This window comes from Salinicoccus kekensis (assembly GCF_900220995.1).
GTDB lineage: Bacteria > Bacillota > Bacilli > Staphylococcales > Salinicoccaceae > Lacicoccus > Lacicoccus kekensis.
Genome location: NZ_OBQF01000004.1, coordinates 149799 through 175838, shown reverse-complemented (window position 1 = coordinate 175838; position 26040 = coordinate 149799). Strand labels below are relative to the sequence as shown.

Here is a 26040-nt window from a genome sequence, read left to right as displayed (position 1 = left end):
GCGCAAAATCTCAATCGAGATTTTGCGCTTTTTTTGTTTTGATAAATATTTTGGGAAATGCCTGCTCACTCATAGTGAGTTTCAGGTTTGAGTAAGCAGAATTTCGTAATAACTGCTCACTCACAGTGAATTCCAGCCCTGAGTAAGCAGAATCCTGTCATGCCTGCTTACCCACAGCAATTTCCAGTCCTGAGTAAGCAGCTCAAATCCTACACTTCCCTGAAATTCGTAATCAGGCGCAGATATGCTTCGACGCCTGCCTGCATCCCTGCTTCATCGATATCAAACTTCGGGTGGTGGTGCGGGTAATCGGTTTCGAGTTCTTTATTCATCGTGCCGATATTGAAGAATACGCCGGGCACTTTTTCAAGATAATACGCGAAATCTTCGCCGCCCATTGAGAGTTCGACCTCTTCTACGGAACTGATGAACTCTGTTTTGCCTTCAGTCGCTTCAAGCAGCATGTCGACCAGCTCATCCGAATTCAGGACGGCAGGGTAGCCTTTGACGTATTCGAGCTCGCATTCCAGCGCAAAGCTCTCTTCGATGCCTCTCCGGATGCCTTCCATCCGGGTGATCACTTTGTCTTGGACTTCTTTATCGAATGTCCGCACGGTACCGCTGATATCTGCGTTGTTCGGTATGATGTTGAAGGCACTGCCGGCATTGAACATGGCTGCTGTGACGACTGCGGACTTCAGGGGATCGACCGTCCGGGAGACGATCGTCTGCAGCTGCTGGATCAGTGAAGCGGCTGCGACCACGGGGTCATTCGCCACATGGGGTTCTGCACCGTGTCCGCCGCGGCCCATCACTTTAAAGTGGAAGGAATCGGCAGCTGCGTGTTTGTATCCGTAATTGTAGCCGAGCATGCCTGTCGGGTACTTGCTGGAGACGTGTATGCCGTACACGTAATCCACACCGTTGAGGACGCCTGCTTCCACCATACTTATCGCTCCGCCCGGCAGCTGTTCTTCGGCATGCTGGAAAATAAAGACCACATTGACCGGCAAAGTGTCCTTATGTGCACAAAGAATTTTTGCGGTGGTGATCAGCATGGCGGTGTGTGCATCATGTCCGCATGCGTGCATGATGCCGTCGATTTCGGATTTGTATGCCACATCATTCTCTTCTGTGATCGGCAATGCATCAAAATCAGCACGCAAGGCCACGGTCTTGAAATCATCATTCACATGCAGTTCCGCACGCAGGCCGTTGCCGCCGACATCTCGTTCGATCTCAAGCGGCAGGTCTTTGATCTGCTCATATATATAAGCCTTCGTATTCGTTTCCTGGAAGGACAGTTCCGGATATTTGTGCATATGCCTGCGCACAGCCTGCATTTCTTCATATCTGTTTTCTATTTCTTTTCTTATGTCCATCATTTCACGGCTTCCTCCTCAAAGTATATGCATACTGCACGCAGCATCACCGACAGCGCATTGACCAATCCTTTTTCATCGATGTCGAACATGCCGTGATGGTGTGGGTAATCTGCCCTGAAATTTGAATTCCTGACACCTGTGAAATAGAAGGTGCCGGGCACTCTCTGCAGGTAATAGGAAAAATCCTCACCGCCGAGGCTCGGCTGGAGTTCCTTCACCTGATCGACTGTGGATACTTCCCCGGATGCCTGTATGATGATATCCGTCTTTTCGTGATCATTGACGACCGGCGGATAGCCCTTCATGTAGTCGAGCTCATAGGATACGCCGGTCATCGTCACAAGACCTTCCAGGCATTTCTTCAGTTCCCGTATCATGACATCCTGGGTCTCGTGATTGAATGTCCTTATCGTGCCGCCGACTTCGACTTCGTCGGGGATGACGTTATGCTGATGGCCGCCGTTGAACATCGTGATGGAAAGCACGACCGGCTCCATCGGCGACGACTTCCTGGTGACGGCGTACTGCATCTGATGGCAGAAGGAGAGGGCTGCGGCAAGTGGGTCGACTGCGCTGTCAGGTTTTGATGCGTGGCCGCCGCGGCCTTTAATCTTCACCGTGAAGTCATCCGGTATGCCGGTGGCTGTGCCTTTTATATAACCGATGGTGCCGATGTCGAGGCTTGTTGAGACATGCTGGCCGAAAATCGCATCGACGCCGTCAAGGCAGCCGTCGGCGATCATCTGTATGGCACCCCCTGGATCGACTTCCTCGGCATGCTGGAAGATGAAGACCACATTACCTTTCAATGAGTCTTTATTTTCGCTTAATATGCGGGCGGCCGTCATGATTACAGATGTATGGGCATCATGTCCGCATGCATGCATCACTCCAGGGACTGTAGAGCGGTATGTCACGTCCTTTTGGTCATGGATGGGCAGAGCATCGAAATCTGCACGAAGCGCCACTGTGGGCAGATCCTGATCGATTATGAGCCTGCCGACGACACCGCGCCCACCGACGCCTTCCTGGACTTCGAGGCCGAGGTCATGAAGGTAGCTTGCGATATATGCCGGTGTATGGACTTCTTTGAATGACAGTTCGGGATTCATATGGAAATGGCGGCGGAGTTTCACGAGTTCATTGAAATGGTCATCAGAAATCTTCTCTATCTGCTTCAGTTCCATTCGATCACCTGCTCGAGCTCCAGAATTTTCATGAACATCGACAGACCGCTGACCATGGCGTCTTCATCAAGGTCGAACATCGGATGGTGATGCAGGTATGTCGAATTTTTATCCTGATTGCCGGAACCTGTAAGGAAGAAGGCGCCCGGTTTCTCAAGGATATAATAGCTGAAATCCTCACCGATCATGAGCGGCTTGGCCGTTTCAAACGGCAGACCGAGTTCGAGTGCGGCTTCTTCAATCACTTCAGCTTCCCTTTCATGGTTGATGACCGCAGGGTAGCCGTAGTTGTAGAACAGCTCACCTTCGGCGCCGCGTTTTTTTGCCGTATATTCAACTTCCCTCTGGAATATTTCGTGAATCTGGTCTTTGATTTCAGGTTTGAACGTACGGACTGTGCCGACGATTTCAGCAGTGTCCGGGATGATGTTGAATGCCGTTCCGGCACGCACTTTACCGAATGTCACAACGGCATTATCAATCGGGGACACCTGCCGTGAGACGACGCTCTGAAGGTTTGTAATCACTTCGGCGGCAATCAGCACCGGATCGACGGAATCATGCGGCTGGGCTGCATGTCCGCCTTTGCCCTTGATCGTGATGACGAAATAGTCCGGACTTGAGATGATCGGGCCGGGTTTCACTTTCACCGTATGGGTGGGGTGCTGGCTCCAATAATGCTGGCCGTAGACTTTGTCCACGCCCTCCAGGACGTCGTCCGCGACCATGGAAACTGCACCGCCGGGCTGTATTTCTTCGGCGAATTGAAAGATGAATGAGACGGCACCTTTCAATTTGCCTGCCTTCTCCTGTGCTGCCACAAGGTCGAGCAGTGCAAACAGTGTACTCGTATGCCCGTCATGTCCGCAGGCATGCATGAGGCCATCCACGGTCGACTTATACGGTACGTCCTTTTCGTCCTGGATCGGCAGGGCATCAAAGTCAGCACGGATGGCGATATGGGGGCTGCCTGTGCCGAGTGTTGCGCGGATGCCGCCGCCTCCGACTTTCTCCCTGATTTCGAGTGTGTCATACGCCTGCAGGTATTCAAGGATATATTTATAAGTCTCCTCTTCATGGAATGACTCTTCCGGATGCATGTGGAGATATCTTCTGTGTTCAATCATTTGGGGAAGGGTGGACTCCGCCAAATCGTGTATCGTCATAATCTAACCTCCATTAAGATAATAGTTAATTTTATCAAACAACCTAAATTTTTCAAACTATTTAATTTTAATTGAATAGTTCAATTACTTTATTATACAGGATTTCACTAAAAGAAAGCGCTTTATTATGATAAGATGGATTTGAGAGGAGAGGGGCAAATGTCTAAAATATTGAATGAGTTTTTATCTTCGAATTTACAGGAGTTGAAAGATAACGGTCTGTACAATGAAATCAATGTGGTCCGGGGTGCAAACGGCCCGGTGATCGATATTGACGGCAAAGAATTGATCAATCTGTCTTCAAACAACTATCTGGGGCTTGCGACAGACGAAACACTGAAGCAGGCGGCAAAGGATACGATCGATTCCCACGGGGTCGGTGCAGGTGCGGTGAGGACGATCAACGGTACACTTGATGTCCATGTCGAACTTGAGGAGACGCTTGCTGAATTCAAGGGGACTGAAGCGGCGGTCGCGTTCCAGTCCGGCTTCAACTGCAATATGGCGGCCATACAGGCTGTCATGAACAAGGAGGATGCGATCCTTTCAGATGAACTGAACCACGCTTCAATCATCGACGGCTGCCGTCTGTCACGTGCAAAGATCATCCGCGTCAACCATTCCGATATGGATGATCTGCGGCAGAAGGCGAAGGAGGCGACCGAATCCGGCCAGTATAAAAAAGTGATGTACATCACCGACGGTGTGTTCTCGATGGACGGGGACGTGGCGAAACTTCCGGAGATCGTCGAGATCGCAAAAGAGTTCGATCTCATCACCTATGTGGATGATGCACATGGCTCGGGTGTCATGGGCAAGGGAGCCGGTACGGTGAAGCATTTCGGACTTGAAAAGGAAGTCGATATCCAGATGGGAACCCTGTCGAAGGCGATCGGCGTGGTCGGCGGCTATATCGCCGGCACAAAGGAGCTCGCGGACTACCTGAAGGTCGCGGCCCGCCCGTTCCTGTTCTCCACATCGCTCACGCCGGGGGATACGAAGGCGATCAATGAAGCCGTGAAGATGCTGATGGCATCGACAGAACTGCATGATCAATTGTGGGAGAACGGGGATTATTTGAAGAAGGGGCTGAAATCACTCGGCTTCAATATCGGCAATTCGGAAACACCGATCACGCCATGCATCATCGGCGATGAGAAGACGACCCAGGCGTTCTCGAAGCGTCTGATGGAAGAGGGCGTCTATGCGAAATCCATCGTCTTCCCGACGGTTCCGAGGGGGACCGGCCGTGTGCGCAACATGCCGACGGCAGCACATACGAAAGAGATGCTGGATGAAGCACTGGAAATCTATGAAAAAGTTGGAAAAGAACTAAACGTGATATCATAAGAGGGGTATATTATGGAACGAATATTAATTACAGGCGCACTCGGGCAGATCGGCACAGAATTGACTGTAAAACTGAGGGAGATATACGGCGATGACAAGGTGCTGGCGACCGATATCAACGAACCTGCCGAAGGGCCGCTTAAGGGGAAGCCGTTTAAAATACTGGATGTAAGAAGATATGATGAGATGGTGGAGACGGCGGATGAATTCAAGCCGGACACCATCATGCATATGGCGGCGCTGCTCAGTGCGACATGCGAGGAAAAGCCGCTGATCGCATGGGATATCAATATGGGCGGGCTCGTCAACGCGCTCGAGACCGCAAGGAAAAGGGGCATCAAATTTTTCACGCCGAGCTCGATCGGAGCCTTTGGCCCCTCCACACCGAAGAAAGATGCACCGCAGACGACGATCCAACGGCCGACTTCGATGTACGGCGTCAACAAAGTGGCCGGGGAGCTGCTGTGCGATTATTATTTCAAGAAGTTCGGCGTGGATACGCGGGGTCTCCGTTTCCCGGGACTCATCTCACATGTCAAGGAGCCGGGCGGCGGCACCACCGACTATGCTGTTGAAATTTATTTTGAAGCGGTCAAATCGGGGAAGTATACATCCTATATAGGCGAAGGGACGTATATGGACATGATGTATATGGATGATGCCATCGATGCTGTGATACAATTGATGGAGGCGGACGCCGAAGATCTCATCGACCGCAATGCATTCAATGTCTCGGCAATGAGTGTCGAGCCCGGAATGATTGCGCGCGAGATTGAAAAGCATATACCCGGCTTTGAACTCGATTATGATGTGGATCCCGTCAGGCAGGGGATCGCCGACAGCTGGCCGGACTCCATCGATACGAGTGAAGCGGAGAAACAATGGGGTTTCAGACCCAAGTATGATTTGGAAAAAATGACAACGGAAATGATAAACGCAATCAGGGATAAAGCATAAGAAGGCATTGTGCCTTCTTATTTTTAACAGGAGGACAGGAATTGAAAGCGATACTGTTTGATAAGGACGGCACATTGTTGAATTATGAAAAAGTATGGACGCCATTTGCGATCAAAAGTGTCGAAGCCTTCGCAGAGCAATTTGAACTTCATTCCGAGAAGGAAGATCTTGCACGTGCGCTCGGCCTTGTCGACAATAAAATGCAGTCCGATTCCATAGCTGCAAGCGGCACGGGTGCCGATATACATGCGGTGTACGAAAGCTTTGCCACCGGCGGCGGCAGGTGGGCACGGGAGTTCTATGAGAATAACCTGGATTTCATCGCGAGCCATATGGAATTGATCGACGGCTCGAGGGAAGTGCTCACCGCACTGAAAGCCATGGAGTATAAAAATGTCATCGTGACGAGCGATTCCAGGAAAGGTGCGGAGCTTTTCATCAGGCAGCTCGGACTTGGTGAATTGATCGATGATATCGTGGCCGGCGATGACACTGATTATAAGAAGCCGGATTTCAGGGTGCTCCAGCCATTCCTAAAAAGGCACGGCTACGGTGTGGATGATGTCGTGATGATCGGTGACAACAATGCCGACACCATGCTCGGAAAAGAAGAAGGGCTGTACACGATAGGCGTGCTGAGCGGCACATCCGGGCGGGAACAGCTGAAAGGCGCCGATCTCATCGTCGACAGCGTGACCGACCTGATCCAGGACGGAGAGTTTGTAGTGAATGCAAAAGCAAAATGACCACGAAATGTTCATGAAAGAAGCACTCGAAGAAGCGAAAAAAGCATATGAAAAAGGCGAAGTCCCCATCGGGGCGGTGGTGGTGCACAACAACGAAATCATTGCACGCGGGCACAACCTGAGGGAGACGGTCGGCCATCCCCTGACGCACGCCGAAATGATCGCGATCCACCGGGCGAGCGGCCATTTTGAATCTTTCCGCCTGGAGGACTGCACACTGTATGTCACCCTGGAGCCATGCGTCATGTGTTCCGGTGCCATCATCATGAGCCGCCTGTCCCACATCGTATTCGGTGCCTATGACAGGAAGGGCGGGACGGTGAGGAGCCTGCTGGAGCTGCTTGACGAACCCCGCTTCAACCACCGGCCGAAAGTGACGGAGAGTGTCATGGAGGAAGAATGCAGCCGGCTTTTAAAGGATTTCTTCAAGGATTTGAGGCGGAAGAAAGCACAGGGCGGGAAGCATGAGTTATAATGTAGAATATATCATTAAAAGGGAGTTTTATTTAACTTATGGTTAAGTTGATAGCAATTGATATGGATGGGACACTGCTCACACCCGAGCATGAAATCACACCAAGAACCATACTCGCAATCAATAAAGCGATCGAGCAGGGTGTCCATGTCGTCATTGCAACAGGAAGAGCCTATTATGAAGCACATGCGATAGTGCGGGAATACCGGCTGCAGATTCCATATATCTGCCTGAACGGTGCACAGGTGCGTGATGAGCAGCATGAAGTGGTGGCTGATCACCCTCTCCCCCGTAACCTGATTACAGAGGTCTCGGAAGTTTTGAAGGCGGAGGATATCTTTTACCAGGTCTATACGGATCGTGCAATATACACGACGAGCATCGAGAGGGATATTGATATTTTCATAGAGCTGGCCAGACAATCCGGCGGGACTCCGGATGTGGATAAGATCAGAAGGCTGATGCGTGAGAGGCTCGCAAAGACTTCATTGCAGGAAGTCCGGGACTACAGGGATGTATATGAGCGTGAGGATGAAAACGTACTGAAATTCCTTGCGGCATCAACCTCCCGTGCGAAGCTGGTGAGGGCCAAGAACTATCTTAATGAGATTGATGATATTGCCGTTTCCGCATCATCCCCGGGGAACATCGAACTCACCCATGCGGAGGCACAGAAGGGCATTGCACTTGAAAAGCTGGCAGAATCTTTGGATGTCGATCTGAAGGACACGATGGCGATCGGTGACAACCTGAATGATATATCCATGCTGAAACGCGTCGGCACAGCCGTGGCCATGGGGAATGCCACATCGGAAGTGAAAGCCATTGCAGATGTCGTGACCGGTACGAACTCGGATGACGGTGTGGCCGAAGTCATTGAAAAGGCGCTCAATAATGAACTGGAACCATCTTCCAAATAAAAAAGACATCCTAAGGATGTCTTTTTGCTATTTCTGATATTTCATGCGGCTGAAGGCGTCATGCTGGTGGATGCTTTCTTCGTTACGGCATTCCAGTTCAAAACCTTTGACCCAGTCAAGTTCGGCAATATCATAGGCGATCAGACGGATCAGGTCTTCAACAAAGCGCGGGTTTTCGTAGGCGCGTTCGGTCACAATCTTCTCATCCGTCCTTTTCAGGATCGGATAGAGCTGACTTGAAGCATTGATCTCAAGCAGTTCATAGACGATTTCCTTATGGTTTTCAGGCACTTCTGCATCAGGATCGACATCGATCAGCACTTTGACATATCCGCGCTGGTTATGTGCGCTGTATTCACTGATCTCCTTCGAGCATGGGCAGAGCGTCGTGACCATGGCGGTCATGCCGAACTGCTTCCTCGTCAGTCCGCCTTCGTCCAGGGCAAGCGAATACTTCACATCTGCGTGGGCCATGCCGTGCAGGTTCGTGCCGGGGCTCGGTTTGGAAAAGTACCATTTACCGTCTGCAGTGACTTCTGCGTTTTCCTGGCGCATGCGGTCGCGGAGCACTTTCAACACTTGTTCAAGCGTTTCAAAGTCCAGGCTGACACCGTTTTTGTTCTCCGTCTCCAATGCTTCCAGCAGACGACTCATGTTGACGCCCTTCTCCTCACGGCGCAGGCTCGTTGCCAGTTCAAAGTTTCCGACAGACTGGTAATCACCAATCACGACCGGATAACTCAAATTATTGATACCTACAGATTCAACTGCAAATAAAAAGTCTTTTTTAGAATTTTGAAGATCAGCCATTTCAGCTTTCTCTGTTGGCTTGGTCCCTTCTACAGGTTCAACAGAACCAAAATGTTTAAAACGACCTTCTCGTGTCGTTAAATCCAATTCTTCCATAATAATCTCCTTAATCTATATCATAACTGTAAAATTGTTCTAACTTTAAATAAGCTTCCCTTGTTTCCTGGCCTTCCACAGTGTCCGCAGCCAGCCGTTTCAGCAGCGGGCCGGTCTGAGAAATATGAGCCGCCATCACATCTTCTTTCCTGTCTTCATAGCCGGTGATGTCATTGATGATGTCAGGGTCCCCGAGGTCCTCCAATGTACCTTTATCAAAAGCGACGAGCTGGAGGGCCGGTCTTTTTTCAGGCGACATATCCTTTACAGCACTCACAACGGCTTCCGCAGTCGCCTCATGGTCAGGATGGACAGAATACCCCGGATAGAAGGAAATGATTCTTGAGGTGTTGAGTTCGTCTATCAGCTCTTTGATGACTGAAGCCAGGTGGCCGGGCGGTTCAAATTCGAGTGTCTTATCACGGTAGCCAAGAAGCCTTAAATCAGTCAGCTTCATTATTCTAGCACTTTTCTCGACTTCCTGCTTCCTTATATCATGCAATGATTCCCGCGTTGCGAAAGGAGGATACCCGAGGCTTCTTCCCATGTCACCGTAAGTCAGGCAGGCGTAAGTCACCGGCACGCCTGAATCGATGTATTTCATGATGGTGCCGGAGACACCGAATGCCTCATCATCCGGGTGGGGGAAGACGACTAAAACATGTCTTTCTTTTTCCATTCCGATTTCCTCCTATTTGAAAAACTCATTAGAAGATATTTCCAAAGCACTGGCCAGTTTCCCTTCATGATCAAAGCCGTGCATGATGAATTCATCATTCTCGTTGATGACATAGTGCGTCAGGCCGAGTACATAGATCCATCCGCCGTTCACAAGCTTCAATCCGACACGGTACTGACCGTTCCTGCCGCCCCGGATGGCACCCTGAACAAACTCGACCTGGATGTTCCGCAGGAATGTGCCTGCATTAAAGATGTTCTCGTCCAAGTGGTCCGCGTAGACCCCACTTGTGATCTCAACGTGTATATAGACAGGACGGTCCTGATATTGATTCAGTATTTCCTGCACTTTCTCACGGTCAATCTTCTCCATTAAAATGCCACTCCCACTTCTGCATATGAATTCAATTTAAAAGAGATAGGCAGGCTATCTCTTTTAAATCTGTTCTTCTTTTACTTTGATTTCTTCCACTGTATTCGCTGCGCCGTGTCTGACGACACCGACATGTTCATTCAATCTCCAGCCGTTCTTGATTGCTGAAGTGACGAACGCCTTGGCTGACCGTACAGCTTCAAGAGGTGTTTCACCTTTGGCGAGCTTTGCGGTGATTGCTGCAGCGAATGTGCATCCTGCACCGTGGTTGTATGATGCATCGATCTTCTCGGTTGTCAAAAGGTGGAATTCGTCACCATCATAGTATACATCAATCGCTTTGTCACCCTCGATGCCTGTACCGCCTTTGATGATGACATGCTGTGCACCCTGCCTTACGATCTCCACTGCACATTCTTTAACTTCGTCCAGTGTTTTGGGTGTCTTGCGGCGGGTCAGATGGCCCGCTTCAACCAGGTTCGGGGTGACGATCGTTGCATGCGGCAGCAGATGTTCGATCATCGCATCCACAAGACCCGGATTGAGCACTTCATCATCACCTTTACAGACCATGACCGGATCGATGACGAAGAATTTTGCACCGCTGTTCAGGAATGCTGTCTTCGCCCTCTCAATCACTTCCTCCGAAGGCAGCATACCGGTCTTGATGGCATCCGGTGAAATGGATAAAGCTGTTTCTATCTGTGAATCCACGACTTCGAGAGCCGTAGGGAATACCCGGTGGGACCATGTTTTTGGATCCATCGTCACTGTGGTCACAATGACGGACATCCCGTAAGTTTCATGTTCCTGGAATGTTTTCAGGTCGGCGGCTATACCCGCGCCTCCGCTGACGTCCGTACCCGCGATGGTCAGGGTCTTTTGAAGCTGCATAAAAGTTCCTCTTTTCCTCTAATAGATTAATAATGATATTTTACTATATTTGACGCTGTAATTCTAGAGCATTGCTTACTTGAATGGTATAATTGAATTTTAAAAGAGGTGATGTAATGGAATGGTCGGAAGTATTCGCAAAAATAAAGGAAGAACATGATTTCAGCACACTGGAAGCGGTGTTGGAGGATAAATATGAAAACGGCAAAGTTTTCCCGCCAAGGGATGAAATATATACGGCATTCGAATTGACATCATTTGAAAATGTCAGGGTGGTCATACTCGGCCAGGATCCCTACCACGGGGAAAGGCAGTCGCACGGACTTGCTTTCTCGGTGAATGAAGGCATCAAGATCCCGCCGTCACTCCGGAACATATATAAAGAGCTTGAGGAGGACCTCGGGATCAGACGCACAGGCGGCAGCCTGAAAGACTGGGCGGCACAGGGCGTGCTGCTGCTCAACACGGTCCTCACCGTGGATGCGCATGAAGCGAATTCACACCGCGGGCTTGGCTGGGAGAAATTCACGGACAGCGTGATCAAGGTGGTGTCCGAAGAGCTTGAAAATGTCGTGTTCATACTCTGGGGCAAACCCGCCCAGAAAAAAGAGGCACTCATAGACGGCTCAAAACATCTGATAATAAAATCCGTGCATCCCAGCCCTTTATCCGCATATAGGGGATTCTTCGGTTCGAGGCCGTTCAGCCGGACGAACGAATACCTGGAGGAAAACGGGCGGACGCCGGTGGACTGGAGTGAGCGGACGTGAAGCGTGAGATCATCAGCCAGATAAAGTCGGAGCTCCATATGCTCGAAGTCTCAAGCCTGCCCCATGAGTTCGAGAAGCATCTGTATGCAGTCGAGACGCTGGTCAGCCTACTGAAGGCGGAAGGGCCGGGCACGACCCGCGCAGCAACGGAAGAAGCGGAGCCGGACCTCACGGATAAGGATAAAAAAATGCTTGAAATGATGGGCGGCAGCAAAAAAGAGGGCAGGCCGCCTGAAGAAAAACGGACGGACAATTCGATTTTTGATTTTTAACAGCAGGGAGTAAAGAGAAATGAAATTATTTGTAATTCTGGGGGCAGTGAACGCCTTCATATCAGTCGCACTGGGTGCATTCGGGGCACACGGCCTCGAAGGGAAAATCAGCGACCACTACCTCGGCGTATGGGAAACGGCAGTGCAGTATCAGATGTTCCACGCAGCGGGGCTGATCGCGGTGGGGATCCTGATCGGGCTCACGGACATGCCGATGAACGCGGCGGGGTGGCTGATGTTTGCAGGCATCATATTTTTCAGCGGATCACTGTATATACTCGCGGTCTCAGGTATTTCGGTGCTCGGTGCCATCACTCCGATCGGCGGCGTACTGTTCCTCGCTGCCTGGGTGATGGTGATCATTGGAATAGCGAGGATTTGAGCATTGGCTGCATCCATTCGGGGTGCGGCTTTTTATTTTGGGAAAGTCCGGCTGAATTACGGCAAAACAAAGACCGGACCTCTGTGAGGTCCGGCCATAAGTATTTCCATCTATTATGCGAGGCCGTAGAACTTCTTCGCTTTTTCGAAAAACGGCTCGTCTTCCGGCGTCATATCGTATTCTTCGATGATCGCTTCTACAGGGCAGACCGTAACACATGCACCGCAGTCGATGCAGATATCCGGGTCGATGAAGTACTGATCTTCGCCTTCTTCTATGCAGTCGACCGGGCAGACATCAACGCAGTCTCCTGCTTTCTCACCGATACACGGCTGGGTAATGACAAATGCCATTTGAATTACCTCCTTCAATCTATGGATTCCTTCACTTAAATTTGGTTCGTTTAAATCCGGCTATAATTGAATAGTAAGTGAATCCCGGACATTTTTCAAACCATTTCTGGAAACTCGGTTAAAATACACATTTAGGCTGACCCGTGCCGTGTAATTTAACCCCGTTACCTCATTTCATCCGCTTCTTTCTTCAGCTGCATATATTCCTTGAATTCCCGTTGTGCAAACCAGATTGAAATCAGCCCGAAAATCACTATGGCGAGCCCGAACCAGTCGCCTTCGGCAATGATGAAAATCAGGCCCACGACCAGTAACAGCACTGCCACGACCGAGGTTACAGTGCCTGTAAATATGAGTATCCATCTTTTTGATCTGTTGATATTCGATGACATAAGCTTTCCTCATTTACTGTTTTAGTCCATCATATCAGAAGCAACAATTTATAAAAAATGCCGGATGACCCCGCACCCGGCATTTCCAAATTATTTTTTACCCGACTTATTCTTATTGAATATTTTCTTAATGATTATAGGTGCCAGAACTATTGCAAGTCTCCTTATTAAACGGCCCATGTCAACACCCCTTCGAATTATTTAATCCAGCATTGTGTTATATCCGATTTTCCTGGTGTTCAAACATCTGCCTACTTGAAAAAATCGGACAGTTCGTCAGCCGGAAGGTGGACACCGACATAGAAGTCGCCGAATATGCCGTAGCGTGCAGAGGCTTCGTCGAACCTCATTTCATAGATGATGTTCTTGAATTCAAGCATATCATCGGAGAATAAAGTCACGCCCCATTCATACTTGTCGAGCCCCTGTGAGCCTGTGATGAACTGCTTGACTTTGCCTGCATACTGGCGGCCGATCATGCCGTGGTCATACATCAGGCGGCGTCTTTCCTCCATCGGAAGCATATACCAGTTGTCATCCAGATCGCGCTTTTTATCCATCGGATAGAAGCAGATGTACTTGGACTTCGGCACTTCCGGGTACAGGCGGCTTTGGACATAAGGATTCTCATACGGGTCTTCATCCGACTCCTTGGCAAGATATCCGCTCATCTCAATTACGGATACATATGAGTAGGCCGGGATCAGGTAGTCCCTGATGCCGAGCTTATTGAATTCCAGTTCCAGTTTGTTCAATTCATCAATGGTCGGACGCAGCATCCAGAGGATGATGTCCGCTTTCTGGCCGGTCACATTGTAAAATGAATAGCTGCCTTCTTTATTTTTATGAACTTCTTCCTCCCGCTCCAGGAAAGATTGGAGTTCAGCGATCAAATGGTCTTTTTTTGATTCTTCCAGGGTTTTCAATGAAGTCCAGTCGACATTGTACAGCAAATGCAGACTCCACCATCCATCCAGTGTTGAAACAGCTTCGCTCATTTTAAAAAACCTCTCTTTTTTAATTGTTATCATATCTATTCTACTCCAACTGAAAACGTTTTAAAAGTATTTAAGGATGAAATATTGTGACAGAAAAGGTATAATAATTTCGTACATAGGCTTTTCAAGGAGGAAACCATGAGTCAATTTTTAGATAAACTAAAAGCTAACTTGGAAGGGGAAAACGTCAGAGTCGTTTTTCCTGAAGGTGTTGACGGCAGAATATTGAAAGCGGCAATTGAACTGAATAAGACAGATTATGTGCATCCCATCGTTTTGGGGGACCATGATGAGATCAGGGCGCTTGCCGAAGAAAAGTCGCTTGATATTGAAAACCTGGAGATCATCAATCCTGTAAACTGTGATGATAAGGAAGAGCTTGCGGACGCTTTCGTCGAAAGGCGGAACGGCAAAGTGACGAAAGAACAGGCTGACGACATCATAAATGATGTGAATTACTTCGGAACGATGATGGTCTATACGGGGAAAGCCGACGGGCTGGTTTCCGGTGCCATGCACTCCACGCCGCACACTGTGCGTCCGGCATTGCAGATCATCAAGACGAAGCCCGGCGTCTCGCGCACGAGCGGGATCTTCTTCATGCTGCGCGAAGATGAGCTGTATGTCATGGGGGACTGTGCGATCAATCCGGTCCTGAACGCTGAGGAACTGGCGGAAGTGGCGGTCGAAACAGCAAAGACCGCACAGAGCTTCAATGTGGATCCGACGGTGGCACTGCTCAGCTTCTCGACGAAGGGCTCGGCGAAGACCGAAGAGACCGAACGCGTCAGGACGGCTGCACAGTATGCCAAGGATAAACTCCCGGACGTCCCAATCGACGGTGAATTCCAGTTCGATGCAGCATTCGTCCCGAGTGTCGCCGAGAAGAAGGCACCGGATTCCGAAGTCCAGGGCAATGCCAATGTCTTCATCTTCCCGAACCTCGAAGCCGGAAACATAGGGTACAAAATCGCACAGCGCCTCGGCGGTTTTGAAGCATACGGTCCGATACTGCAGGGCCTCAATCAGCCGGTGAACGACTTGTCCCGCGGCTGCACCACGGACGAAGTGTATAACCTTGCACTGTTCACCGCAACACAGGCACTGGCACTGAAGAACGGCCATGAATGAATTTTTTGAAGCAGAATGGGATTACATCCCGCCTGAAGTGACGCCGCATCCGTACCATTCATTTGCGATTGACGACGCCCTTCAGGAAACCGTGAGCAGCGACGGATCTTTCAAATTCCGGGCGTGGACCCATGATCCTTTCGTCATCCTCGGACTGCATGATGCCAGGCTGCCGCACCTCCATGACGGCCTCGCATATTTATCCGGAGCGGGATACGATTACATAGTCAGGAACAGCGGGGGACTCGGCGTCGTACTTGATGAAGGGGTGCTGAATATCTCGCTCATCATGAATAAAAGCCATTCGCCCTCGATAGATGACGGCTACGATCTGATGCTCGGCCTGGTCCGGAGTGCTTTGGACGATGCAGATGTGGAAGCATATGAAATCCACGGGAGCTACTGCCCCGGAAGTTATGATCTGAGCATAGACGGCAGGAAATTCGCCGGCATCTCCCAGCGGCGGATCAGGGACGGGGTCGCCGTTCAGATCTACCTGTGCGTCACGGGAAGCGGGGCGGCGCGGGCGGAAGTCATGAAGGAATTTTACCGGCATGCAAAAAAGGATGCGGAGACACGCTTCCAGTACCCGGATATAGAGCCGGATGTCATGGCTTCCTTAAATGAACTCCTTGGAAAAAGCTGGACCGTGGATGAGATGCTTGATAAGTTTTTGGATGTCTTGAAGATCGACCGGGAAAATACCGGCACACTGCCTGAGGAATTCGACGGCAGGTACACGGAATATGTACGGCGGATGATCAGGCGCAACGAGGATATCAGGGGCGCCCTCGACAGCAGGATATTTTCAGACCTTTAAACCAGTAACGGCATGTTACTGGTTTTTGTGGTTGCAGTAAAGGAGTGGACGCATTGTCTAAAAGTAAATACAGGGCGAAAATTTGGACGCCGGAGTTCATCATCATATTCTTATTTCATTTCATCGTCATGTTTTCGATGTATTCGACGCTGGTGACGGTCGGCAGCACGGCAATTGAGAATTATGGTGCGGCGCCCGCCACCGCTGGATTCGTGGCGAGTGTATTCATCGTCGGGGTGCTGGCCGGGCGCGCGCTCACCGGCTACCAGGTCAACAACATGGGTGCACAGAAGATCATGTATATCGGGACGGTTTTCTTCTTCATTACATATGCATTGTACTTCATAGACGGCGGCCTTTATTTCCTGATTGCAGTCCGTCTTCTGAACGGGATCGCAACCGGCGTGATCAGCACCGCGCTGAACACGCTTGCGACGGTTTCAGTCCCGCCGGAACGGCGCGGCGAAGGCATCAGCTACTTCAGCCTGAGCATGGTCCTTGGCTCGGCAGTCGGGCCTTTTTTGTCGTTCCTGGTACTTGAACACATCAGCTTCAATACGATGCTCACCTGCATCGGCCTTGCCGTGCTCGCGGTTTCATTGATGCTGCCGCTGATCAGGATCAATAACACGATGCGTCCGGAAGGTGCACCGAGGGGCAGGTTCGTGATGATCGACAAGGATGTGCTTTCGATGGGCTTTTCGGTCCTTTTCATGGGACTCGCGTATTCTGCGGTGCTGTCCTTTTTGAACCTGTATGCGATCGAGCTGGATCTGGTCACCGCCGCAAGCATGTTCTTCCTTGTCTATTCCGCAGCAATCCTGATGACGCGCCCGGTGACGGGCAGGATGCTTGATAAATACGGGGCAAATGTCATCATCTATCCGGCCTTCATCATCATGGCCGCCGGATTCTTCACGCTCGGCCAGGCAGCGGCGGGGGGAGTGCTCCTGCTTGCCGGTTTCCTGATCGGCCTCGGCTTCGGGAATTTCCAGTCGGTCGCCCAGGCGGTATGCGTGAAGATCGCGAAAAGGGAGAATGTCGGCCTTGTGACTTCAACATTTTTCATCATGCTTGAGATCGGTCTCGGCTTCGGCCCCTTCTTTCTCGGAATGATCGTGCCGTTCACCGGTTACGGCGGACTGTACCAGCTGCTCGTCCTTTCCATAGCGGCAGGCCTGGTCATTTTCCATGCTGTTTACGGCAGACATGAAAAAAAACAGGAAATATAGTTTAGCCTCCCATGTATTTTGGGAATTGAAGTGTTAAGGAAAAGGAGGCGCTATCAAATGGATAAGAAGAATGATGAGCATAAACGGATGACAACACGTGAAGACGAGGCGGAACTGGAAGAGAAGGAAAAGGTGAACGGGGATGAAGTCAGGGAACAGGTGCCCCCGGACCAGCCGCCGAGCGGTGAGATAAAAGAAGATGCCGAGCGTGAGGAAGATGTCCAGGAACAGAAGAGCGAGAAGCGCGAACGGCATATATAAAAGAATGTTTACGGTGGGGGCGTACTGCCCCCGCCGTATTTTTACGTCCGCGCACCAGATAGAGGCGCGGGAGTTGCACTTAATATAAAGAGGTATGATAATATGGAAACTGAAGGCGAAGGAGGCAGACGATCATGTTGACAGAAGTGCCGTATGCAAAAAAGCAGCTGGCTGAAGAAAAAGTCTTTAAGGACCCGGTGCACCGGTATGTCCATGTCCGCGATCAATTGATCTGGGACCTGATAAAAACGCGGGAATTTCAGCGCCTCCGCAGGATCAAACAGCTGGGGACGCTGTATCTTGCATTTCATTCCGCGGAACATACACGCTTCAACCACTCACTCGGTGTATATGAAATCGTCAGGCGGATGACCGAGAATTTCAAGGAACATGAGGAGTGGCAGGGGCGGTACCGCCTGCTTGCGCTGGCATCCGCCCTCCTGCACGACCTCGGCCACGGTCCTTTTTCCCATTGCTTTGAAAAGATATTCCATACCGATCATGAGGAATATACACGTAAAATCATACTCGGAGATACGGACGTCAATAAAGTCCTGAAGCGTGTGAGCCCGGATTTTCCGCGTGAAGTCGCACAGGTGATCGATCAGACGCATGAAAACAAGCTTGTCATCAGCATGATTTCAAGCCAGATCGATGCGGACCGTATGGACTATCTGCAGAGGGACTCCTATTATACAGGCGTCAGCTACGGCCGGTTCGACATGGAGAGGATACTCCGTGTGATGAGGCCCTCGAAAGAGGAGGTCATCATCAAGGAGAGCGGCATGCATGCGGTGGAGGATTATTTGATGAGCCGGTATCAGATGTACTGGCAGGTCTACTTCCATCCCGTCTCGAGGGGCGGAGAAGTGCTCCTGAACCTCGCTTTGAAACGTGCAAAGCATCTGTATGAAAAGGGGCATGAATTCAAACAGGCGCCCAAATATTTCATCCCGTTCTTTGAAGAGGATGTCTCCGTCGATGATTATCTGCGGCTGGATGAGATGGTCGTCAATTTCTATCTGCAGGAGTGGATTAATGAAGACGATGAGGTATTGTCCGATCTCGCCAACCGCTTCGTCAACCGTGAGCTGTTCAAATATCTGCCGTTTGATGGCTCATTCATCACCCAAAGCGAGCTCGAAGATCTGTTCAGAAGGGCGGGCATCGAGCCCGAGTACTATATTTTCAGCGACTCGTTCTCGGATCTGCCCTATGATTACGACCGTCCGGGGGCAAAGAACAACCGGAAGCCGATACATCTCAAGAAGGACAACGGGGAGCTCAGGGAAATCAGCAGCCAGTCGGCGATCATCAATTCCATCACGGGCGTGCACCGTATGGAATCGAAATTATACTACCCGAAAGAGAAGATATTAGCGATCGAAGACCTTGAAATCAAAGGTGAAATAATCAATATATTGAATCAATTAGCATAGGAGCAGGATACAATGTCAAATGATTCCAATGAAAAAAAGCCGGGATTCCAGTTCAATATAATCAAGGATGACCCGTTGACCGGCCATAAGGGCCAGAACTTCGGCATGATCAGTGTGGAGAATGTTGCGCCGGTCTACATCGACATCGACACCCAGGAAGTGTTCATAGATATCGGGGGCCTTCATGGACGTGCCGAGGTTGAAAGGCGCGTCAAATGGGTGACTGACCCTGAAGCACCGAAAGGCGAGGGGGAGAGGCGGTTCTGGCTGGTCTGGGTGACCGTCGAACGCACAAAGGACGGGCCGGTGTACGAAGGGCTGACCGTGTGCTATGAATCCATCAATAAGACGAAGAAGCGCGGATATAAACTGATGCATGAGCATGTGAACCAGATGGACCGTTCCATGAAAGGCAAAATCATCCTCGATGGAATGGACAAGGAAAGCAGAAGCTCCCTGAAGAAATTCCTTCAAGCCCATAATGAGGAAATGTGGAATAATTCCAAAGAATTGCAGGAAGTAATGAAAGATGACTGAAACTTTGTCTGAATTGTGTCTTTTATAAATGAAGGTTGCAGATTTCCCTGAACGACTATAAAATACTATATAGTTATATAAAATATAACTGGGACACTAAGACAGGGGACACCCTGTCTTTTTTTTATCACCGATTTCTTTAATGTCTGAATATGTTATAATCTACCTTACTTGCAGGTGATGATATGAAAGGTGAAACATCAAAATTTTTACTCACGCAGAACTTCCGGGTGGGCGGGGAAGACCGCTCATTCGCCCAGAAAATCGAAGTTACGGAAATTGAAAAACGCGACCGGTATTTGAAGTACCGGGAAGATATGGAAGGTCACCGGCTGGATGTCGTCCTGCGCATCGGTGATGACTTCATTAAAATCCAGAGAAGCGGGATCGTCAGCATGAAGTTCACTTTCGTCGAAGGTGAAATGACGGATACGTTTTATGAATCAGCGGCGGGACGCCATCATTTCAAGCTGTACACGAAAGCACTGCTCATTGAAAGCGACCGCGTCATCATTGAGTATGATTTATATGAGCAGGGTCAGCTGCTGGGCAATTATCATTATAAATTGGAAAGAGAGGGTTATTGATGAATTTAAAAGCCGGCTTATTGGAAGCCTTGAAAAAAGCAGTGGAAAAATCCGGGATTGTGGATGAAGTACCTGAAATTAAAATAGAGACCCCGAAAGATAAGGCAAATGGGGACTTTTCGTCGAATGTTGCGATGACGCTGACAAAACAGGCGAGGAAGAATCCGCGGGACATCGCTTCTGCCATCGTTGAAAATCTGGATCACTCCGCAGCGAATGTGAAATCAGTGGATATCGCCGGACCCGGCTTCATAAATTTCTATATGGACGAGTCGTCGGTGACGCAGATTGTCCCACAGGTGCTGGAGCTCGGCGAAGCATACGGACGTTCTAATCCTGACGGGAAACAGAAGGTGCTTGTGGAGTTCGTCAGCGCAAACCCGACGGGTGATCTGCATATCGGGCATGCGAGGAATGCGAGTGTCGGCGACACGCTTTCCAATATACTGGACTTTGCAGGATATGATGTGGAACGTGAATACTACATCAATGATGCGGGCAACCAGATCGATAACCTGGCCCTCTCCATCGATGCACGCTACCTTGAGGCGCTCGGGCAGGAACTCATCATGCCTGAAGACGGCTACATGGGTAAAGACATCAAAGCGATCGGCGAAAAGCTTGCTGAGGAAAATCCGGAACTGATCGAGACGACGAAAGAGGACCGCATACAGATGTTCAGGAAACTCGGCGTGGACTACGAGATGGAGAAGCTGAGGAAGGATCTGGCTGACTTCAATGTCCATTTCGACAACTGGTTCAGTGAAACCTCACTGTATGAGAACAAGGAAGTCGAGGCGGCCCTTCGGGTGATGACGGGGAACGGTTATACGTATGAGGCCGAAGGTGCATTGTGGCTTCGTACGACCGATTTCAGCGACGATAAGGACCGGGTACTGCGTAAAAGCGACGGCTCATACACATACCTCATGCCCGACGTCGCCTACCATTACGACAAGGTCGAGCGGGGTTATGACAAGCTGATCAATATTTTCGGAGCGGACCACCACGGCTACATCAACCGTCTGAAAGGCTCCCTCGGGGCACTGGGCAAAGATCCCGAAATGCTTGAAATAAAGATCATGCAGATGGTACGGTTGATAGAGAATGGTGAGGAAGTCAAGATGAGCAAGCGTACCGGAAAAGCGGTCACGCTGCGTGAATTGATCGATACGATCGGCGTCGATGCATGCCGTTATTTCCTCGCGATGAGGAGTTCCGATTCACACCTTGATTTTGATATGGACCTGGCGAAATCGGAATCCAACGATAATCCTGTCTACTATGCGCAATATGCCCATGCGAGGATCTGCAGCATTTTAAGGCAGGCGGAAGAGAAGGGGCATGAAGTGGCCGGAGATGCGGATGTTTCCATCATAGACCACGAACAGGCACTCGATCTCATCAAGAAGATGGCGGCATTCCCGAATGTCATCAAAGGTGCGGCAGAGCATCGTGCGACCCACAGGGTCACGACTTACATCCAGGAGCTTGCCAGCACTTTCCACAAGTTCTATAATGCTGAAAAAGTGCTCGGTGAGGATGATCACAAAACCCGTGCATATTTATTGATGATAGAGGCGGTCAGACAGACGTTGCAGAATGCGCTGAATCTTGTGGGCGTATCCGCGCCGGAAAAAATGTGATTGAAGGAGCGTGCTTATGAGGAAGGTCGTCAAAACAGTCGTCATGCTTTTCCTGGTCATGAATTTATCAGGCTGCGGCATGATGATGATGCAGCAACAGCAGCAACAGCAGAATGATTTTTCCGAGCAGCAGGAATCAACATCTTCAGATTCGAATTTAAGCAGTGACCGAGGCTCTGAGCTGAATAGCTCAGAGTCTTTTTCTGCCCCTGAAAGAAGGATCGTCTCATTGATCCCGAGCAACACTGAAATACTCGCAGCTCTCGGACTGGAAGAGGAGGTTGTCGGGATCACCACCGTAGATACATATCCTGAAGGCCTGATCAGCGATCCGGATGTCGAAAGGCTCGATGCATTCGAGTTTGATGTGGAACAGCTCATGGCGTTGGACCCCACGCATATTCTATCCCATGAAGCCTCATATGGCGTCCATGGCGGTGTGCTTGAAGATGCGGCGGCAGCCACCGGTGCAGAAGTCATCTTCCTGGAAGAAGTGGAAACGGTCGATGAGATTCCGGAAACGATGATGGCGGCCGGTGAATTTCTGGGCGCACCGGATGAAGCCCGTCGAGCCGCAGCGGAATTTGAAGCGGATCTTGCGGCGGTCACGGAAGAGGCGCCGGACCGCGGAACCGTCTTCCTGCAGGTGAGCAGCGGGCCCGAAATGTATACGGCGGGGCGGGGGACATTCCTCCATGATGTGGTCGAAAAAGCCGGGGCTGAAAATATATTCGAAGACCTGGAGGGGTTCGTCAGTGTGAGTTATGAGGAAATACTGGACAGGAACCCGGACTACATCATTTCCGCGAGCGGTGCCGGCGCGGAGCAATTGAGTGAAGAAGTGGCGAACTTCCGCGGCGTTGATAATCTGTCGATACAATCGGAAGACCGGCAGTGTGCCGTTGATCCGGATATCCTCACAAGACCCGGTCCAAGAATTACACAGGGCATGACGGAATTGTCAGAATGTCTTGAAAACTGAATACCTTTCTGTTCAAACCGCTCCTTTATTAGTGTTAAAATGTAGGAAACTGATAAGGGGGATTTTTTGTGTCGAAAAAAGTGGATATCAAAGATATATTCAGCATCAAGTCGGTGGCTTCACCCGTGGTGGTGCCGGGGGGTGGCGCAGTTACATATTCAGTGACCCATCTGGATGAGGAAGAAAATATTTACGTGACGAACCTCTATAAGCATGACGATTCCGGCAGCCGCCAATTGAGCTATAAAAAGGAGCGCATCTCCAACGTGAGGCATTCTCCGGAAGGGAGACACACGCTTTTCATCGCCAAAGGCGAGCATGACAAGCCGCAGGTGTTTTTAATCAGATTGGACGGCGGTGAAAGGGAGCAGCTGACGGCGGAAAAGGAAGGGGTGGCGAGCGCGCTGTTTTCTAGTGACGGCAGCAGGATTTTCTATCATGTCTCGAATGTCCCGGAAACAGAGGAGGAGCTGGCAGAAGCTGAAGAGAAGAAGAAAGAGGATAAAGAGAAGTTCCCGGAACCCGTCGTCATCAACCGCATGAAATATAAGGCCGACAGCATCGGGCTCGTCAAGGAGAAATACCAGGCTGTGAAGTCCCTGGATCTAAAAACACGGGAAACAGAAACCTTCCTGTCAGGCGAGGAGAACTTCACACTGCATGCCGTGATGTCGAACGGCACGATCATCTACTCATCGGATGAAAGCGAGGACAGGGACTTCAATTTCTCGGAAAAACTGTACCTTAAAAGAAGCGGTGCGGAAAGCGAAGAGATCGCAAAAGATGAAGGGTACATCGTTAAGGTGGATGTCAGTCCGGATGAAGCGCATCTGCTGATCACGCACATCGGCCGTGAATTCGAAAATGCAACGCATGCACATATCGCCCTTTATGATGTTGAAGGCAGGAAGTGGTCTGAGCTCACAGAGCAGCTGGACAAGCCGGTCGGTGACTATGTGGCGCATGACACTCAGCAGTCGACCGTGATGAATCCGACGGCCTGGATCTCGGAAAATGAATTCCTCTTCCTTGTCTCTGAAATGGGCAGCGTCAACCTGTACCGGGGGGGTCTTGAAGGCAGTCTCACACCGCTGCTCCAGGATGCCCATCATATACATGGGATGGATGCGGATGAGAACTATGCATACCTCACGATTTCAAAGCCGGAGCATCCCGGCGAACTGTACCGTTATGACTTGAAGGGGGGCGGACTTGAACCCCTGACGTCGGTCAATGAGGAATATGCCGGGGCGACGGATATCGTGAAGCCGGAAGCTGTGGAATATAAGAGCTTCGATGACACGGTGGTCCATGGGTGGTTCATGAAGCCCGCCGGTTTCAAAGAAGGCCGGAAGTATCCGATGGTGACCAATATCCATGGCGGACCGCATGCATTTTATGCGAACACCTTCTTCCATGAGATGCAGGTCTTCGCCGCCAGAGGCTATGCTGTGCTGTATGTGAATCCGCGCGGTTCCCACAGCTATTCACAGGCTTTCGTCGATGCTGTGAGGGGCGATTACGGCAACGGTGATTACAAAGACATCATGGCGGGTGTGGATCATATCACAGGAAAATATGGGTGGATCGATCAGGACAACCTCGGTGTGACGGGCGGTTCATACGGCGGCTTCATGACGAACTGGATCGTGGGCCATACAAACCGCTTCAAAGCGGCGGTCACGCAGCGCAGCATCTCCAACTGGGTCAGTTTCAGGGGTGTTTCCGACATCGGCTATTATTTCAGCGATTGGCAGATCAAAGCCGATTTCAACGATATTGAAACGATGTGGCACCATTCGCCGATCAAGTATGTGGATGATATTGAAACACCGCTGCTGATACTGCACAGTGAGAATGATTACCGCTGTCCGGTGGAACAGGCGGAGCAGCTGTTCATCGCCTTGAAATATAAAAAGAAAGAGACGTCATTCATCCGCTTTCCCGCAGCAGACCATAACCTGTCGCGTACAGGCAGGCCGAACCTGCGGATCGAGAGGCTCAAGCATCTGACTTCATGGTTCGATGAATATCTGGAGCATGATGAATCATGATCACCATCATTACAGGTGCTGATGTGTTCGCACCCGAATATTCAGGCATAAATGACGTGGTCATCATCGGCGGGCGGATCGCCCTCATTGAAAGGGAGACCGATATCGAGAAGTACCTGGCACTGGACATTACGGTCGATATCATCTCGGGGGAAGGGAAGATGCTCACCCCGGGCATCATCGATCCCCATGTCCATCTGATCGGCGGCGGCGGGGAAGGCGGCTACCACACCCGCACCCCTGAAACGCACATCGGGCAGTTCATCGACGCAGGCATCACCACGGCTGTCGGCCTCATCGGCACGGACAAGACGAGCCGGTCGCTTGAGGCACTTTATGCGAAGTCGAAGGCGCTGACATCGGAAGGCATCACCGCCCTGATGTATACAGGGAATTACCAGATTCCGCCGCCGACGATCACCGGGACGATAGAGCGCGACCTTTATTTGATAGATGCAGTGATCGGTACGGCGGAAATTGCGATTTCCGACCACCGGTCGAGCCAGCCCACGACAGCGGAACTCGCAAAAATTGTGGCGGAAACGCGGGTGGGCGGCATGACGGCCGGGAAGGCCGGGGTGACGCATTTCCATACGGGGGGCGGCAAAGCGGGGCTCAGCCAGCTTAAGGCACTGATAGAGGAGTATGACCTGCCGGCGCATAATATCTACCCGACACATGTCAACCGTACTGATGCCCTGATTGAAGAGGCGGCTGAACTGACGAAGCTCGGTGCTTATGTGGATATGACCGCCGGAGAGGGTATCACTGCTGACGTAGATAAGTTCAAGGCTGCAGGCGGTGATATGGAACGTCTCACGCTCTCCTCCGACGGCAACGGCAGCCTGCCTGTGTTCGATGCGGCAGGGGATCTTCAGAGGCTCGAAGTGGCGGCCCTCGAGACCCTCACCGGCAGCGTGAAGGCACTGCATGAGAGCGGGGTGCTCAGTACAGGGGAAGTGTTCCGCATCGTCACCCAAAATACCGCATCGGTCCTGCAGCTCCATGAAAAAGGGCGCATTAAGGAAAATATGCATGCAGATCTCCTGCTCTTCGATGAAGGCTTCAGGCTGGACACCGTCATCGCGAAAGGGAAAGTGCTCAGGCAATACGGGAAGACGATCGTAAAAAGCACTTTCGAATGAAA

At 50.6% G+C, this 26040-nt stretch carries 29 protein-coding genes; 19 read left to right on the top strand and 10 right to left on the bottom strand.

Features of this window, described 5'->3' with window-relative positions:
• Nucleotides 1–209: 209 nt before the first annotated feature.
• Genes CRN96_RS09120 through CRN96_RS09110 form a run of 3 tightly spaced genes read right to left on the bottom strand, consistent with a single transcriptional unit; the run spans nucleotide 210 to nucleotide 3738 of the window.
• Nucleotides 210–1385, bottom strand: coding sequence for a M20 metallopeptidase family protein (locus CRN96_RS09120; RefSeq protein WP_097041385.1), 1176 nt, complete (start codon nucleotides 1383–1385; stop codon nucleotides 210–212).
• Nucleotides 1382–2572, bottom strand: coding sequence for an amidohydrolase (locus CRN96_RS09115; protein ID WP_097041383.1), 1191 nt, complete (start codon nucleotides 2570–2572; stop codon nucleotides 1382–1384). Before CRN96_RS09115 ends, CRN96_RS09120 begins: the two co-directional genes overlap by 4 nt.
• A complete protein-coding gene (locus tag CRN96_RS09110) occupies nucleotides 2563–3738 on the bottom strand; it encodes an amidohydrolase (RefSeq protein ID WP_097041381.1) in 1176 nt (391 codons plus the stop codon). Before CRN96_RS09110 ends, CRN96_RS09115 begins: the two co-directional genes overlap by 10 nt.
• Nucleotides 3739–3897: 159 nt before the next feature.
• On the opposite strand from CRN96_RS09110, the gene CRN96_RS09105 reads away from it, so the two are divergent.
• Genes CRN96_RS09105 through CRN96_RS09085 form a run of 5 tightly spaced genes read left to right on the top strand, consistent with a single transcriptional unit; the run spans nucleotide 3898 to nucleotide 8186 of the window.
• A complete protein-coding gene (locus tag CRN96_RS09105; RefSeq protein WP_097041379.1) occupies nucleotides 3898–5088 on the top strand; it encodes a glycine C-acetyltransferase in 1191 nt (396 codons plus the stop codon).
• A gap of 12 nt (nucleotides 5089–5100) precedes the next feature.
• On the top strand, nucleotides 5101–6045 hold the full coding sequence (locus tag CRN96_RS09100) for an NAD-dependent epimerase/dehydratase family protein (RefSeq protein ID WP_097041376.1): 945 nt from the start codon (nucleotides 5101–5103) through the stop codon (nucleotides 6043–6045).
• A 41-nt stretch (nucleotides 6046–6086) separates the two neighbouring features.
• Nucleotides 6087–6791 carry an HAD family hydrolase gene (locus tag CRN96_RS09095; RefSeq protein ID WP_097041374.1) on the top strand — a complete coding sequence of 235 codons (705 nt, stop codon included), beginning with the start codon at nucleotides 6087–6089 and terminating at the stop codon, nucleotides 6789–6791.
• Nucleotides 6775–7266 (top strand): tRNA adenosine(34) deaminase TadA, encoded by a 492-nt coding sequence (tadA, locus tag CRN96_RS09090; protein ID WP_097041372.1) that lies wholly within the window; start codon nucleotides 6775–6777, stop codon nucleotides 7264–7266. The genes CRN96_RS09095 and tadA overlap by 17 nt, the downstream gene beginning before the upstream one ends.
• A 38-nt stretch (nucleotides 7267–7304) precedes the next feature.
• The gene (locus tag CRN96_RS09085) at nucleotides 7305–8186 is read left to right on the top strand and encodes a Cof-type HAD-IIB family hydrolase (RefSeq protein ID WP_097041369.1); all 882 of its coding nucleotides are present in this window, start codon (nucleotides 7305–7307) and stop codon (nucleotides 8184–8186) included.
• 27 nt (nucleotides 8187–8213) lie between these two features.
• Here the strand turns inward: CRN96_RS09085 and folE2 are convergent, their stop codons facing one another.
• The 4 genes from folE2 to thiD all read right to left on the bottom strand — a co-directional run bounded on the left by folE2 (nucleotide 8214) and on the right by thiD (nucleotide 11037).
• Nucleotides 8214–9092 carry a GTP cyclohydrolase FolE2 gene (gene folE2, locus CRN96_RS09080; RefSeq protein ID WP_097041366.1) on the bottom strand — a complete coding sequence of 293 codons (879 nt, stop codon included), beginning with the start codon at nucleotides 9090–9092 and terminating at the stop codon, nucleotides 8214–8216.
• Between the two features lie 10 nt (nucleotides 9093–9102).
• Nucleotides 9103–9771, bottom strand: a complete 669-nt coding sequence (bshB2, locus tag CRN96_RS09075; RefSeq protein WP_097041364.1) for a bacillithiol biosynthesis deacetylase BshB2 — start codon at nucleotides 9769–9771, stop codon at nucleotides 9103–9105.
• A gap of 12 nt (nucleotides 9772–9783) precedes the next feature.
• The gene (locus CRN96_RS09070) at nucleotides 9784–10143 is read right to left on the bottom strand and encodes a DUF1806 family protein (protein ID WP_097041362.1); all 360 of its coding nucleotides are present in this window, start codon (nucleotides 10141–10143) and stop codon (nucleotides 9784–9786) included.
• Between the two features lie 63 nt (nucleotides 10144–10206).
• Complete coding sequence (gene thiD, locus CRN96_RS09065) at nucleotides 10207–11037, bottom strand: bifunctional hydroxymethylpyrimidine kinase/phosphomethylpyrimidine kinase (RefSeq protein ID WP_097041360.1); 831 nt, start codon at nucleotides 11035–11037, stop codon at nucleotides 10207–10209.
• A gap of 116 nt (nucleotides 11038–11153) precedes the next feature.
• Between thiD and CRN96_RS09060 the strand changes: the two genes are divergently transcribed.
• From CRN96_RS09060 to CRN96_RS09050, 3 genes are read left to right on the top strand one after another with little or no spacing between them, the layout of a single operon-like run.
• Entirely contained in the window at nucleotides 11154–11807 is a 654-nt protein-coding gene (locus tag CRN96_RS09060; protein ID WP_097041358.1) for a uracil-DNA glycosylase, read from the top strand.
• On the top strand, nucleotides 11804–12079 hold the full coding sequence (locus CRN96_RS09055; RefSeq protein WP_097041356.1) for a DUF5327 family protein: 276 nt from the start codon (nucleotides 11804–11806) through the stop codon (nucleotides 12077–12079). The genes CRN96_RS09060 and CRN96_RS09055 overlap by 4 nt, the downstream gene beginning before the upstream one ends.
• Before the next feature lie 19 nt (nucleotides 12080–12098).
• Nucleotides 12099–12461, top strand: a complete 363-nt coding sequence (locus CRN96_RS09050) for a DUF423 domain-containing protein (RefSeq protein WP_097041354.1) — start codon at nucleotides 12099–12101, stop codon at nucleotides 12459–12461.
• Nucleotides 12462–12574: 113 nt separating this feature from the next.
• Here the strand turns inward: CRN96_RS09050 and CRN96_RS09045 are convergent, their stop codons facing one another.
• The 3 genes from CRN96_RS09045 to hemQ all read right to left on the bottom strand — a co-directional run bounded on the left by CRN96_RS09045 (nucleotide 12575) and on the right by hemQ (nucleotide 14204).
• Complete coding sequence (locus tag CRN96_RS09045) at nucleotides 12575–12814, bottom strand: ferredoxin family protein (RefSeq protein ID WP_072710409.1); 240 nt, start codon at nucleotides 12812–12814, stop codon at nucleotides 12575–12577.
• Between the two features lie 164 nt (nucleotides 12815–12978).
• Nucleotides 12979–13206 carry a hypothetical protein gene (locus tag CRN96_RS09040; RefSeq protein WP_097041351.1) on the bottom strand — a complete coding sequence of 76 codons (228 nt, stop codon included), beginning with the start codon at nucleotides 13204–13206 and terminating at the stop codon, nucleotides 12979–12981.
• A gap of 251 nt (nucleotides 13207–13457) precedes the next feature.
• A complete protein-coding gene (gene hemQ, locus CRN96_RS09035; protein WP_097041349.1) occupies nucleotides 13458–14204 on the bottom strand; it encodes a hydrogen peroxide-dependent heme synthase in 747 nt (248 codons plus the stop codon).
• A 138-nt stretch (nucleotides 14205–14342) separates the two neighbouring features.
• Between hemQ and pta the strand changes: the two genes are divergently transcribed.
• The 11 genes from pta (at nucleotide 14343) to iadA (ending at nucleotide 26038) form a co-directional block, all read left to right on the top strand.
• On the top strand, nucleotides 14343–15335 hold the full coding sequence (gene pta, locus CRN96_RS09030) for a phosphate acetyltransferase (protein WP_097041347.1): 993 nt from the start codon (nucleotides 14343–14345) through the stop codon (nucleotides 15333–15335).
• Nucleotides 15328–16155, top strand: coding sequence for a lipoate--protein ligase family protein (locus CRN96_RS09025; protein WP_097041345.1), 828 nt, complete (start codon nucleotides 15328–15330; stop codon nucleotides 16153–16155). The genes pta and CRN96_RS09025 overlap by 8 nt, the downstream gene beginning before the upstream one ends.
• A 53-nt stretch (nucleotides 16156–16208) precedes the next feature.
• Entirely contained in the window at nucleotides 16209–17387 is a 1179-nt protein-coding gene (locus CRN96_RS09020) for an MFS transporter (protein WP_097041343.1), read from the top strand.
• Nucleotides 17388–17444: 57 nt separating this feature from the next.
• On the top strand, nucleotides 17445–17648 hold the full coding sequence (locus tag CRN96_RS09015; protein WP_097041341.1) for a hypothetical protein: 204 nt from the start codon (nucleotides 17445–17447) through the stop codon (nucleotides 17646–17648).
• Between the two features lie 134 nt (nucleotides 17649–17782).
• On the top strand, nucleotides 17783–19087 hold the full coding sequence (locus CRN96_RS09010; protein ID WP_425442535.1) for an HD domain-containing protein: 1305 nt from the start codon (nucleotides 17783–17785) through the stop codon (nucleotides 19085–19087).
• Nucleotides 19088–19099: 12 nt separating this feature from the next.
• Nucleotides 19100–19624: a YwhD family protein gene (locus CRN96_RS09005; protein WP_097041339.1), complete on the top strand. Its 525-nt coding sequence runs from the start codon at nucleotides 19100–19102 to the stop codon at nucleotides 19622–19624.
• Nucleotides 19625–19809: 185 nt separating this feature from the next.
• Nucleotides 19810–20211 carry a DUF1934 family protein gene (locus CRN96_RS09000; RefSeq protein ID WP_097041337.1) on the top strand — a complete coding sequence of 134 codons (402 nt, stop codon included), beginning with the start codon at nucleotides 19810–19812 and terminating at the stop codon, nucleotides 20209–20211.
• Complete coding sequence (gene argS / locus CRN96_RS08995) at nucleotides 20211–21857, top strand: arginine--tRNA ligase (protein ID WP_097041335.1); 1647 nt, start codon at nucleotides 20211–20213, stop codon at nucleotides 21855–21857. The genes CRN96_RS09000 and argS overlap by 1 nt, the downstream gene beginning before the upstream one ends.
• A gap of 16 nt (nucleotides 21858–21873) precedes the next feature.
• The gene (locus tag CRN96_RS08990) at nucleotides 21874–22839 is read left to right on the top strand and encodes an ABC transporter substrate-binding protein (RefSeq protein WP_097041333.1); all 966 of its coding nucleotides are present in this window, start codon (nucleotides 21874–21876) and stop codon (nucleotides 22837–22839) included.
• A gap of 68 nt (nucleotides 22840–22907) precedes the next feature.
• Nucleotides 22908–24893 (top strand): S9 family peptidase, encoded by a 1986-nt coding sequence (locus CRN96_RS08985; protein ID WP_097041331.1) that lies wholly within the window; start codon nucleotides 22908–22910, stop codon nucleotides 24891–24893.
• On the top strand, nucleotides 24890–26038 hold the full coding sequence (iadA, locus tag CRN96_RS08980) for a beta-aspartyl-peptidase (RefSeq protein WP_097041329.1): 1149 nt from the start codon (nucleotides 24890–24892) through the stop codon (nucleotides 26036–26038). Before CRN96_RS08985 ends, iadA begins: the two co-directional genes overlap by 4 nt.
• Nucleotides 26039–26040: the final 2 nt, after the last annotated feature.